This is a genomic window from Mucilaginibacter sp. P4_D1, assembly GCF_056401935.1.
This window is the reverse complement of record NZ_JBFUIJ010000015.1, coordinates 81,871-94,889: the sequence shown is the minus strand read 5'-3', so window position 1 is coordinate 94,889 and position 13,019 is coordinate 81,871. Positions and strand designations below refer to the sequence as shown.

The following is a 13,019-nucleotide window of genomic DNA, read 5'->3' as shown; positions in this document are numbered from 1 at the left end:
TGCAATTCTCATACAAATTCACCCAAAACGAGCCCTACCTTTGAATCAATCAAAACAAACAAATATGAACGCAGCAATTAATCACTATCAAAACAAACTCTCGTTTGAAATGGATCCGTCCGACCTTTTTTCGGCACTCGAAGCCAAAGCAAACGTCATTGTAATAGATGCCCGTAAAGATTTTGCCTTTTTTAAAGAGCATATTCCCGGTGCAATTAACCTTAATCATCGCGATATGAATGAACAAACCACCGCGGGTTTCGACAAGAATGCCTTGTATGTAACTTACTGCGATGGCATAGGCTGCAACGCATCTACCAAAGGTGCATTAAACATGGCAAAGCTTGGTTTTAACGTGCGCGAACTGATAGGCGGTATTGAATGGTGGAAATTTGATGGCTACGAAACCGAGGGGACGCACCAAACAGCCGGCCTTCAAATACAATGTGCATGCTGATGAATTGACAAGCAGATGCACTAAAATGTTAAAAAAAATGGTGCATTTGCTTACATGTGTGGAAAGCCGGTTATGTTTATCTAAAAAAGTTATTGCTACTTTCGCAGTTCAATACTACTGCAAATTATGTCGGTAATTGTACTAACGCTTATTATACTTATCGGCTCGTATTTTGCGGGATTGCTGGGCTCATTAACCGGCCTGGGTGGGGGAGTGGTTATTATTCCTTTGCTTACCTTGCTGTTGAAAGTAGATATTCATTACGCCATCGGCGCATCGCTGGTATCTGTAATTGCAACATCGTCGGGCTCGGCGGCGGCTTATGTTAAAGAGGGTATTACCAACATCAGGCTGGGCATGTTTCTGGAGATAGCTACTACGGCCGGTGCCATGGTAGGTGCGCTGATAGCAGTTTATATCCCCACCCATTTTATTGCCATTTTATTCGGGGTTATCCTTATCCTTTCGGCCATCATGTCGTTAAAGAAAAAGGTTGAATCTGTAAACCAGGAACCCAGTGTACTGGCCGAAAAACTGAAGCTGAACAGCACTTATCCAACTGCTAATGGGGCGGTTGCCTATAAAGTAAAAAACGTAGGCGGCGGTTTTTTTATGATGATGTTTGCAGGCACTATCTCCGGTTTGTTAGGCATAGGATCGGGCGCTTTAAAGGTACTGGCTATGGATACCATTATGCGTATCCCCTTTAAAGTATCAACCACAACAAGTAATTTTATGATAGGTGTTACCGCCGCGGCAAGCGCGGTAGTTTACCTGCAACGCGGATATATTGACCCCGGATTATCCATGCCCGTGGCCATAGGTGTTTTATTAGGTGCGCTAAGCGGTTCTAAAATACTGGTACACACCAGCTCATCAGGCTGGCTGCGCTGGGTTTTTGCCGTAGTAGTAACCTTTTTAGCATCACAAATGATATATAACGGATTTACCGGGAAGATATAGTCATTCCGCTTCGCTGTCATTTTGCTGCGCAGTCATTAGTCATTGGTATCTGCATAGTTTGTGAAAATAGGTTGAACTAATTAAAACAATAAAAGGTGAGGTCAATTCCCACTAATGACTAATGACTAATGACTAATGACTAATGACTAATGACTAATGACTAATGACTAATGACTAATGACTAATGACTAATGACTAATGACTAAATTTAAGGATACCGACATGCAAGCCATTATAGGCTGGATATTACGCGCGGGGGTATTTATATCCATGAGCGTGGTGTTTATAGGTGGGGCGCTATACTTGTACAGGCACGGGCAAACCCATGTAGATTATAGCACCTTTAAAGGTGTGCCCGATTTTGTGGGTAGCGTGGGCGGTATTGTGCATGGTATTTTTACCGGCAGGGGCCGTGCCATTATCCAGGCGGGTATCATATTGTTAATAGCTACGCCTATTATACGGGTGGTGTTTTCGGCCATTGGTTTTGTGATTGAAAAGGATTATTTGTACCTGGGCATCACCATGCTGGTGTTGCTCATTATCCTGGCCAGCATGCTGAGCGGGCATGCAGGATAAAAGTATTTAAAACCTTTTTGCCTTTTGCGCATTGTATTAACTATAAAGTATTATGCAAAAGCAAGTTATGCAAAGGCAGTCGGTACAGTCATCGGCATTGAATAGCGCAGGCTACGATCCTTCTTCTAAAATATTGGAACTTGAATTTAGGGATAGCGGAGGGGTATGGCAATACTTTGGCTTTTCAAATGCTTCCTTCAAAAAGTTCATGAGTGCCGAATCATTAGGGAATTTTTTTGTTACCCAAATAAAAGGTAAATACCCGGAAATCCGGATCAGGTAGCCACAAGTGATAAGTGTTTAGTCTGAAATGCTAAGCCGGTATCTTTCTTTTTCGATTATAGCATCAGCCTTTCGGCTGAATCCTATCTTAACATCGCACTTCTTTAATTACCAGTTCTACGCTGCTCATCATCACTGCCGGTATTGTGTTTGGTGGCCGATTTAACCGATGTTTTACCAAAACGATACGAAAACCCTATTCTTAGTACCCGCGTTTCTTTTTTGTTGTATTCCGATAGGTCGATGTTTTGGTACGCGGCATGATTGCGGTCGCGATCTGTATTGAAAACATCGTTCAAATTTATTTTAATACTTGCGCGTTTGTTAAAAATACTTTTGCTTATGCCGGCATTAACCGCATAGCTTTGCTTAAGCTGGTTTACACCGTATAAAGTTGGCGATTCATACCGGCCGGTAATTTCGGCAGCTATGGTGCTGCTGATAGCAAATGTTTGGGTACTGTTAAAAATAATATCCTGCGATGCTTTATTAAAACTGCCATTAGCCGGGTATGCCTTGTAGCGCAGGTACGATGCATCTAAATTAAAATTTGCCGACCACCATTTGGTAAACTGTACAGGCGCGTAAAACGATAGGCCGTATACGTAGATATGGCCAAAGTTTTTACGCTCGGTTATGTTAACCTTGGTGGTATCGTTTTGGCGGTAAACCGGAAAATCATATGCATCATTGGTTTGGTTGTAATATAGCGTAGTGATAAAAGTATCGTTATAGGTATGCGACAACTGGATGGCATCGGTATATTCGGGTTTTAAGTTTTTGTTGCCCGACCGGTAATCATACGGATCGGTATAATATAAAAACGGGTTAATGTCCTGGTAATCGGGGCGGTGAATTCCACGGTTATAGCTGATGCCGAAAACGTTTTTCTCGTTGTAAGTATAACTTACCTGTGTTTGCGGAAACAAATTGAAATACTCATACGACGTAGTTACCCATGCTGTACTTACCGAACTTCCTTTTGAGTTGGTGTTTTCGGCCCGCAAGCCGGCGGTAATATCCCATTTACCAATTTTGTTGATGTAGTTAATATATCCTGCGCTTACTTTTTCGATGTACAAAAAACGGTTGCTAAAATTCGGGTCTGCCTGATAAACGTTGCCAATTTTGGGGCCAAACGTAAGGTTGTTATCGCTTTTGGCATAGTTGTATTTTGCTCCCGCCTCAATACGCGAGGCTTTGTTAAGCGGGTTTACATAGTCGGCTTTAAACGTCCAGATGTGGATGCTGGAAGGCGAAATGTTTTCCAATTGCTGGGCGTCCCTATAATTGATGCCACCAGGCGTGTAAAAATTGTTGGTAATAAACTCGTTGGAGTGGCGGCTATAAGTAGAGTAGGTAGCATCGGCCGAAAGATTTTTGCCGCTTTTATCAAGCCCGGCGTTATAATTAATATTGTAATTTAAAAAACTACTGCCCCTGTCAAGGTTGGATTGTGAAATGATGATAGAGTCCAGCTTATTTTGATTGGATATTTTTAAAGTATTATCTTTTATAAATTTACTATCGGTTATAACACCGCCTACCAAAAAGCCAATACTTTGCCCGGGCGACAGCGTATAATCAAGCCCCGCTTTAAAATTGTGGCTCTGCGTTTTTTGGATATTATGATAGGCTACGTTGTAGTTACTTAAAGTATCATGGTAGATGATATTCCTGTCGGTGTTAATAATGCGGGTAGTTTTATTGTCATCAAAGCTATAGTTGCCAAAAACATTAACCTTTGCCGACCGGTTATTGAAAACGATACCGGCCCTGCCTTTGGCATATTTACCATACCCGGCCCCGGCAGTTAACGTACCGTTTGTGCCTATATTTTTACCCTTTTTTAGCACAATGTTGATAACGCCGCCGCCTGATGCATCGTACTTTGCCGATGTGGTACTAATAATTTCTATCTGGTCGATAGTGCTGCTTTGCATGCTGCGCAGCAGGTTGTTAAGGTCATCGCCGGTTAAATTAGTGGCGCGGCCGTCAATAGTGATAAGGGCCGGTTGTCTGCCGGTAATACTTAATGATTCTTTATCGCCCCCCACGTGTACGCCGGGCGACTGGCGCAGTACTTCATACGCCGAATTTCCATCGGCAAGGATGCTGTTTTGTACATTAAGTACAATTTTGCCCGGCTTAACCTGTATGTAAGGCCTGCGGGCCACAACGGTTACATCTTTAAGCTGGGTGTTTGTTTGTTTAAGGGTGATGTTTGGCGCAACAAATGTTTGCCCGGCAACTAAACCAAAAGGACCTGCATAAGCTTTAGTGCTGCCTATCTGGCTTGCCAAAAGAATGTAATTGCCGGGTTTTATATTGGTTAGCTGGTACAATCCCGATTTATCGGCCAGGGTTGATTTAATGATGGCCGAATCGGCTGCCAGCATGAGCACAACAGTTGCCGCCTCGGCAGGGCTGTTGGTTTCTGTCAAAACTTTACCCTGAATTACCGAAGATCTTGTTTGGGCAAAAGAACCATAGCACACTCCGGTAAGGATCGCAAAAAAAATGCCTCCGAATAAAACCTTCATTAATAGTTGATGTAGAAATTTGCGATAAAGTAACGTTTAGAAAATGTAACGCAATATAACACAAAATACTAAACTGATAATATGATTATAATTTGTTTTTTATGATATATTAATATTGGTGTAGTCGGCTATGTTATTTATAATTTGTGTATAATGCAACAAGTGCCGGTAGCAATGCTTCATCAATATAAATATAGTAAATCAATAAAAAGGAAACCGATACGATTTTTCTTAATTTCGCATCAAACCGGCAATAGCCCTTTTTGAATATCATAACATGAAAAAAGTTAGTTTTTTAGTACTGATGCTTTGTTTTGCAGGCCGCATATTTGCACAAACAGAACCGGCAAATTACAAGGTTGCACTTAACAGGTTTATACACTTGTATAATGCCAACCAGCCCGATAGCATTTTCAACTACTTTAGCCCCGAAATGAAAGCTGCCCTGCCGCTGGAAAGCTTTAAAACCACAACCTTGCAGTTAAGAGCACAAATGGGGAGCCTCGACCGTACCGACTTTGTGAAATTTGCAAGCCCGATTGCTTCGTACAAAGCAACGTTTAGCAAGGGGACTTACTTATTAAATATAGCGTTAAATGATAAAAACCAGTTTACAGGTTTGTTTTTAAAGCCGTTTGAAAGCGTACCTGCCGATGTAGCTGCTCCAGCCCCTGCTGCTGCTGTAACATTCGCCATGGATCCATCTATCCAGGAGACACCAGTACTGGTAAAAAACCTTGCAGGCAGCATATCGGGCACTTTAGCTATGCCCAAAAATGTAACCGGCAAAATACCTGTGGTGATTATTATAGCGGGATCGGGCCCTACTGATAGGGATGGCAACAGCCCTAAATTGGGACTGGCCACCAACGCCTATAAAATGATTGCCAATGAATTGGGTAAAAACGGAATAGCTTCGCTGCGCTATGATAAACGCCTGGTTGGCAAAAGCGTAAGTTCGACCACAGAAGACCAGTTACGTTTTGAAGATTATGTGGAAGATGGTGTAAACCTGATTAACTTTTTAACAGACGATGAGCGTTTTTCGAGGATCATTATACTGGGGCATAGCGAGGGTTCATTGGTGGGTATGCTATCGTCAATAGACCAGCCGGTTAAAGGCTTTATATCCGTTGCCGGTGCCGGCGATTCGGCTGATAATATCCTTACCGAGCAAATGAAATCCCAGCCAACACATATCTCAGAAGGCTTTAAGCGAATGCTTGATAGTTTAAAAAAAGGTAAAACCACCGATAACATCGACCCATCCCTTTATTTTATAGCAAGACCAGGCATTCAAAAGTACCTGATGTCGTGGTTCAGGTACGATCCGACCCGCGCTATCAAGAGGCTTAAAATTCCTATACTGATAGTGCAAGGCACTACCGATTTGCAGGTAAAAGTATCCAATGCAGAAAAACTGAAGAAAGCCAAATCAGATGCCGTGCTGGAAATTATCCCCGAAATGAACCACGTTTTAAAAGAAGCGCCGGCCGATAAGGATAAAAACATGGCCACCTATAACGAACCCGATTTACCACTCAAGCCCGAATTTATAAAGGCGGTTATTAGTTTTGTGAAGAAAGTGAGGTAGCCACAAGCCCCACTCAATCCTTCGCTGAAGAGCTACTGTCTACCCACATCTTTTGAAAACGTATCAATAGATAAAAAAAATGTCATTTCGAACGAACCGGGCGGAGTCTCTTTCGCGCCCCCGCTCATGCCCCTGCTGCTCTATCGAAATGACAATTTTCTTTTATTAAAAGATGTGGGTACACGGTAGCCCTGAAGGGGAAGGCTTTAAAACAAATAGCCAAAATTCAACGCTTCGTTCCCCCTTAAGGGGGTTAGGGGGCCTCACCACGCTCCCAGCAACCGCCTGATTATTATAATCTCTGCCACGTGGTAAGCTGTATGGTCTGCTACCTGCAGGGCCTCGCGTAATATATTTTGCCCCTCACCATGGGGTATTTTTGTAAACAAATCGCCGGTTTTAACAAGGCTTACCAACTCATTAAGGTCTTTATCAATTTGTTGAACCGAATTTTCCCAGGCCTCGTCGCTTTCTGGCCCGGTTTCTTTTGGCCAGTAACCTTCGGGCCATTTTGGCGATTGATGGTTGCCATCTTTACAAAACTCCAGCATATCCCATTGGGCAATCCGGATATGTTCTGTAAGCTGCCAAATGCTGTAAGGGAGTTTGTCGGGCTTTGCACTCCTAAGCTCTTTGGGTAAATTTTGTAATGCTTTTTTTATATCGGCGTGGGCATTGCCGCCTTGCAGCAAATGAACTATCTCGCCCACCAGTATGTTATGATTATCATTCATTATACCCAAGGTAACAAATTAGCTTAGGGTTTGATTTATTCGGCTTAAATGTTTTAAGTTTATGCGGCATTTTAATTCAAATTATCCCGTGATCAAAAACGTTTTATTAAAAATAGCACTGGCCGTTGTACTTTTCATGGTGGCTTTAACCGGTTGTAAAAAAGACAGCGCCAGCCGCGGTCCCAATTTTGCAAAAGATGATGAGGCTTTTACCATTTATGAAAATTCGTTCCTGGAAAATTTATGGAAGCTAAACTCCGATTGGGCAACCACTGCCGGATACCATAAATATGATAGCTTGCTGTATATTCCTAACGACCAGAGCCGGGATAAAATGCTTGATTTTGCTAAAGTGCAAATGGACTCGCTGAGTCGTTTTGATGTAAACACGCTTAACGAAGGTAACCGCATTGATTACAACATGATGCAAAACCAGTTAGATTATGCGCAGTGGCAGATAAAACAATTAAAAAGCTACGAGTGGGATCCATCGTCATATAATGTGATTGGCACATTTGCCTATATACTTAACGAACACTACGCGCCATTGTCAAAACGCTTGCGCAACTTTTACCAGCGCATGTTAAATGTGCCGCTGTTTTATAAAGATGCAGAAAAGCAGATTAAAAACCCCGTAGCCGAACTGGTGAGCCTGGCCATTGAGCAAAACCTGGGCGGGGTAGATGTGATTGCAAAAGATTTCGCCGATTCGCTGCAAAAAACAACCATCCCCAAGGCCGAACAAAAACTGATGGTTGACAGGGCCGCAGTTACGGTTACAGCCATAAAAGATTATGCTGAATGGCTGAAGAATTTAAAAAACGACCATCCCCGTAACTTCAGGCTGGGGCGCGATTTGTATGAAGATAAGTTTAAGTACGAAGTTGTTGCAGCCAAAACCGCGCAGCAGGTTTACAACGCTGCTGTACAGCGTAAAAAATATGTTCATCAGCAAATGGCCAAAATCAGCAGGCAGCTTTGGCCAAAATATTTTGGTAAAAAAGTAATGCCAGCCGATAGCCTGGAAATGATAAGCCAGATGATAGATACCCTATCTGGAAATCACGTGAAGCCGGATGATTTTCAATCGGCCATTGTACAGCTGATCCCTAAGCTGAATAATTTTGTGCGGACAAAAGACCTGTTAACGCTTGATGCAACAAAGCCACTCATCATCCGCAAAGAGCCTGGCTATATGGCCGGTGTTGCCGGCGCATCCATGAGTGGCCCCGGCCCGTATGATAAAGACGGTAATTCGTACTATAACGTAGGCAGCCTTTCTGGCTGGCCTAAAGAAAAAGCAGAGAGTTACCTACGCGAGTATAACCAGTACATTATCCAGATACTGAGTATCCACGAGGCCGTTCCGGGGCATTATGTGCAGGGTGTATACGCCAACAAGGCGCCAAGTATTATAAAAGCGGTATTTGGCAATGGTGCTATGCAGGAAGGCTGGGCGGTATATGCAGAAGAAATGATGCTGAACGCCGGTTATGGCAACAACGAACCCGAAATGCTGCTCATGTGGTATAAATGGAACCTGCGATCGGTATGTAATACTATTTTAGATTATAGTGTGCACAGCGGCAGCATGACTAAGGAGCAGGCCATTAAAATGCTCACCACCGAAGCTTTTCAGCAGCAGGCCGAAGCCGATGGCAAATGGAAGCGTGTAAGTGTTACCAGCGTACAGCTCACCAGCTACTACACGGGCTATAAAGAAATTACCGATTTGCGGGACGCCTACAAAGAAAAAATGGGCGATAAATACAAGCTAAAAGAGTTTAACGAAAAGTTTTTAAGCTACGGCAGCGCACCGGTAAAATTTATAAAGGATGCTATGCTGGCCAAGCAGCCAGCGAAGAAGGAATAAAGGATACTGTTTTATGGCCAACGGAACTGCAAGGTCATTGTACCGGTTGAAGCCGAATAAACCAAATTCTGTTAATTCTAAAATCCTGAAAATTCTGATTCGGAAAAAGCGTTAGGGATGGTAGCGGATACCGGCCAATGTGCTTAAGGCCTGAGCAGTATGAGCGCACAGCCAGGGCCGAAGGCAACGCCATAAACGTGGTCAAAAAAAAGATAGCCCATGAACAAAAATTCCCATGGACTATGAACCATGAGCCATTATCCATGAACTATCAAAGTCTTTGTTACCTGTTTTACTTAGGATGCGTAGTGGTTTTTTATCTGGTTGGCCAATTGAGCCATAACATAGGCGCCTAACTTGCCCCTGCTGCAAACCACATTGCTGCGGTTTTTATCAAAATTAACTTCTGCAATAACTTTACCCTGGTCAACCACGCGGAACTTTCCTGCTTCGTTGGGTAAAACAGCTACCGCGCGTTCATCATTTTTAAAATTGATTAGCACGTGAAACTGATGCTGTGGTATAAATGCTATTTGCTGTAACATAAAACCCTCCTTTCGGTTAATAAATTGCCTGAAAAATAAAAGTCAATTGGTTACCATAAAGTTAACGAAATTAGTTTTAATAAATTGCTATGTTTTAGCATATTTTTTAGCCAAAATATTATAATATCTTAGCCTAATTATACGCTGCCAGCTATGAAGTATTTGTTTAACCTGTTTTTGCTGTTTTTTGCTGCACTTTCGTGCCAGGGGCAAAAACTTAAGCTTGTTTTAAACCTCACAAAAGGCAATACTTACAATATGGTTACGGCCACCACATCGGCCATAACGCAAACCCTAAACGGGCAGGTAAACCATGTTGACGTTACGGTAACGGGCACAACAGCCTTCAAGGTGCTTAGTGCCGACGATTCGCTGTACTATATGGAAGTTACCTACAAGTTCCTGACTATGAAGATGCAGCTACCCGAAGGACCGGTTAACTTTGATTCAGAAAAAAGAGACCCAGCTGATTTGATGTCGTCAATGATGGGCGCGTTAATTGATAAGCCTTTTACGGCAACGTTTACCAGGAGCGGCAAAATCCGGTCGGTTAACAATGTGGAGCGGATGATATCATCGGTACTGGATGGTTTCCAGGAAATTCAGGGCGTGCAGAAAGAGGAATTAAAGGCAAAATTCATCCAATCGTTTGGCAGCAATGCTATTAAAGGCAGCATCGAAATGTCTACCGCTGTATTCCCCGAAACGGCGGTTGCCCGGAATGATAAATGGACAATAAACACAACCCTTCAAAGTACCATGAAGGCCAACGTAGCCATGGTATATCAGTTAACCGATGCCACGCCGGCCAGCTACATCATTCATGGCGAAGGCAGCATTACTACCATCCCCGCCGCGCCGGATGCCCAGATGAAATATAATATGAAAGGCACCATGGTATCTGATGTTAAAGCCGACCGTGCAACCGGGTGGATCACCGAATCAAAAATAAAGCAAAGCATAGGCGGTACGGTAGCCATAAAAGATACCCCCGACACCCCGGGTGGCGCCGCCTTCCCGATGAGCATGGTGAGCCAGACGGTTATTACTGATAGGTAGTTCATTGGTTCACTGGTTCATTAGTTCATTGGTACTGTCTTTTCGTTCATTGGTTCACTGGTTCATTGGTCTTGCCTGGTTGGATTACCAGGTAGGAGCATTCAGCAAAAAAATAACAGCGCACTGTGTTCGCTATGCCCGCGTTCCAATGAACCAATGAACCAATGAACCAATGAACCAATGAACCAATGAACCAATGAACCAATGAACCAATGAACCAATGAACCAATGAACCAATGAACCAATGAACCAATGAACCAATGAACTAATGAACCAATTTATTACCTTCGTACCATGTCACCCGCCGAAGCTAAAAACCAGATCCTGGCCATCAGCGCCGAATTGAAGCAGCACAATTACAATTATTATGTGCTGGCTATGCCTACCATCAGCGATTTTGATTTTGATAAAAAGCTGGAAGAGTTAAACAAACTGGAAAAGGAGTTCCCTGAATTTTTAGATCCCGATTCGCCTACGCAAAAGGTTGGCGGCGAGGTCACCAAAGAGTTTGTAACGGTAAGGCACCGCTGGCCAATGCTATCGTTAGGTAATACCTACAATGAACAGGAATTGCTGGATTTCGACCAGCGCATCCGCAAAGCTATTGGCGATAGTTTTGAATACGTTTGTGAACTTAAGTTTGACGGCCTGAGCATGAGCTTAACCTACGAAAACGGCAAATTGGTACGCGCAGTAACCCGGGGCGACGGTACACAAGGCGATGAAGTAACCACCAATGTACGCACCATACACAGCATACCTAAAAAACTGACATCTGGTGAATATCCCGACCTGTTTGAGATTCGGGGCGAGGTATTTATGCACCTGAAAGCTTTTGAACGTTTGAATAAAGAGCGTACTGATAACGGCGAAATGACCTACGCCAATCCCCGTAATTTTGCATCGGGCACTATGAAACTACAGGATTCGGCCGAGGTGGCCAGGCGGCCGCTGGATTGTTTCCTGTATGGTTTATATACCGAAAAAACGTTATTTAAAACCCATTGGGAAAGCCTGGAAGCTGTTAAAAGCTGGGGCTTTCATGTAGATAACCATAGCAGGCTTTGCAGCGATATTAGCGGTGTACTGGAATTTATAAGCCACTGGGATAAAGAGCGGTTTAACCTGAGCTATGATATCGATGGCATTGTTATAAAAGTTAACAACTACTCGCAGCAGCAGGAGCTGGGCTTTACATCCAAATCGCCGCGCTGGGCTATATCCTATAAATTTAAGGCCGAGCGGGTAGAAACTGAATTATTGCAGGTAACTTACCAGGTAGGCCGCACAGGTGCCGTTACCCCGGTTGCCAATTTAAAACCGGTGTTGCTGGCGGGCACAACCGTAAAACGCGCCACCCTGCACAATGCCGATGAAATTACCGAGCGCCTTAAATTGCACGAGCACGATACCGTATTTGTAGAAAAAGGAGGGGAGATTATCCCCAAGATCATTAGCGTTAATTTGGATAAGCGAAAGCCCGATGCCAAACCTATAGCATACATAACCCATTGCCCGGCATGTGACACGCCCTTACTGCGCACCGAAGGCGAAGCCGCGTGGTACTGCCCTAATGACGAAGGCTGCCCGCCGCAAATTGTGGGTAAAATGCAGCATTTTATAGGCCGGAAAGCTATGAATATTGATGGCCTGGGCGACGAAACCATCGAAACACTGCACTCGCGCGGGTTTATCAACCACATCAGCGATATTTATGATTTGCATACCCATGCGGCAGAATTAAAGCAGATGGGGCGCTTTGGCGAAAAATCTATCAGCAATATGTTGGATGGCATTGAAAAATCAAAACAGATGCCATTTGAAAAAGTACTGTTTGGATTGGGGATTAGGTACGTTGGCGAAACTGTAGCCAGGAAACTCGCCTTCCATTTTAAAACCATTCATAAACTGATAGCTGCCACCGAAGAGGAACTTACCGCCGCCGATGAAATTGGCGGCCGGATTGCCCAGAGCATTGCCGGATACTTTAGCGATGAAAAACATAAGCAGGAGATAGAGAAATTGAAAGCCGCCGGACTACAATTTGTAGCTGTTGAAAAAGAAGTGACCCTGGCCAGCGAAAAATTGGCTGGCCAAAGCTTTATCATTTCGGGCGTGTTTGAAAAGTTTTCGCGCGATGAGCTAAAAGATATCATTGAACAAAATGGCGGCAAAATTTTGAGCAGCATTTCGGCAAAGCTGAATTATCTTGTTGCCGGCGATAACATGGGCCCCGCCAAACTCGAAAAGGCCCAAAAGCTGAATATTCCAATCATCGGCGACCAGGAATTATTGGATTTGATTTCCTAGTTTTTAATTTTTTTAAGTAGAAAATTAAAAATATTCCTGGGGTGATACAATAATGACTTTAAATGCTTTTTTTGAATAAG

The 13,019-nt window shown here is 43.5% G+C and carries 11 protein-coding genes; 8 read left to right on the top strand and 3 right to left on the bottom strand.

The window, feature by feature from the left end; translation table 11 throughout:
- Positions 1 to 64 precede the first annotated feature (64 nt).
- From AC1DV1_RS15240 to AC1DV1_RS15225, 4 genes are all read left to right on the top strand, one after another.
- Positions 65 to 457 (top strand): rhodanese-like domain-containing protein, encoded by a 393-nt coding sequence (locus AC1DV1_RS15240; RefSeq protein WP_477360625.1) that lies wholly within the window; start codon positions 65 to 67, stop codon positions 455 to 457.
- Between the two features lie 126 nt (positions 458 to 583).
- Positions 584 to 1,420, top strand: coding sequence for a sulfite exporter TauE/SafE family protein (locus tag AC1DV1_RS15235; protein WP_477360623.1), 837 nt, complete (start codon positions 584 to 586; stop codon positions 1,418 to 1,420).
- A gap of 198 nt (positions 1,421 to 1,618) precedes the next feature.
- Positions 1,619 to 1,999, top strand: coding sequence for a DUF1634 domain-containing protein (locus AC1DV1_RS15230; protein WP_477360621.1), 381 nt, complete (start codon positions 1,619 to 1,621; stop codon positions 1,997 to 1,999).
- A 52-nt stretch (positions 2,000 to 2,051) separates the two neighbouring features.
- Positions 2,052 to 2,282 (top strand): KTSC domain-containing protein, encoded by a 231-nt coding sequence (locus AC1DV1_RS15225; RefSeq protein WP_477360619.1) that lies wholly within the window; start codon positions 2,052 to 2,054, stop codon positions 2,280 to 2,282.
- 103 nt (positions 2,283 to 2,385) lie between these two features.
- Here AC1DV1_RS15225 and AC1DV1_RS15220 read toward each other — a convergent pair whose 3' ends face one another.
- The gene (locus AC1DV1_RS15220; RefSeq protein WP_477360617.1) at positions 2,386 to 4,824 is read right to left on the bottom strand and encodes a TonB-dependent receptor domain-containing protein; all 2,439 of its coding nucleotides are present in this window, start codon (positions 4,822 to 4,824) and stop codon (positions 2,386 to 2,388) included.
- 277 nt (positions 4,825 to 5,101) lie between these two features.
- Here AC1DV1_RS15220 and AC1DV1_RS15215 point away from each other — a divergent pair, with 277 nt between their 5' ends.
- Complete coding sequence (locus AC1DV1_RS15215; RefSeq protein WP_477360615.1) at positions 5,102 to 6,418, top strand: alpha/beta hydrolase; 1,317 nt, start codon at positions 5,102 to 5,104, stop codon at positions 6,416 to 6,418.
- Positions 6,419 to 6,681: 263 nt separating this feature from the next.
- On the opposite strand, the gene AC1DV1_RS15210 is transcribed toward AC1DV1_RS15215, so the two are convergent.
- A complete protein-coding gene (locus AC1DV1_RS15210; protein ID WP_477360613.1) occupies positions 6,682 to 7,152 on the bottom strand; it encodes a DinB family protein in 471 nt (156 codons plus the stop codon).
- An 88-nt stretch (positions 7,153 to 7,240) separates the two neighbouring features.
- On the opposite strand from AC1DV1_RS15210, the gene AC1DV1_RS15205 reads away from it, so the two are divergent.
- On the top strand, positions 7,241 to 9,025 hold the full coding sequence (locus tag AC1DV1_RS15205) for a DUF885 domain-containing protein (protein WP_477360611.1): 1,785 nt from the start codon (positions 7,241 to 7,243) through the stop codon (positions 9,023 to 9,025).
- A gap of 296 nt (positions 9,026 to 9,321) precedes the next feature.
- On the opposite strand, the gene AC1DV1_RS15200 is transcribed toward AC1DV1_RS15205, so the two are convergent.
- Positions 9,322 to 9,570, bottom strand: a complete 249-nt coding sequence (locus tag AC1DV1_RS15200) for a hypothetical protein (protein ID WP_147053111.1) — start codon at positions 9,568 to 9,570, stop codon at positions 9,322 to 9,324.
- A gap of 153 nt (positions 9,571 to 9,723) precedes the next feature.
- On the opposite strand from AC1DV1_RS15200, the gene AC1DV1_RS15195 reads away from it, so the two are divergent.
- Both AC1DV1_RS15195 and ligA read left to right on the top strand, forming a co-directional pair.
- A complete protein-coding gene (locus AC1DV1_RS15195) occupies positions 9,724 to 10,629 on the top strand; it encodes a DUF6263 family protein (protein ID WP_477360609.1) in 906 nt (301 codons plus the stop codon).
- Between the two features lie 294 nt (positions 10,630 to 10,923).
- Positions 10,924 to 12,939 (top strand): NAD-dependent DNA ligase LigA, encoded by a 2,016-nt coding sequence (gene ligA, locus AC1DV1_RS15190; RefSeq protein ID WP_477360607.1) that lies wholly within the window; start codon positions 10,924 to 10,926, stop codon positions 12,937 to 12,939.
- Positions 12,940 to 13,019: the final 80 nt, after the last annotated feature.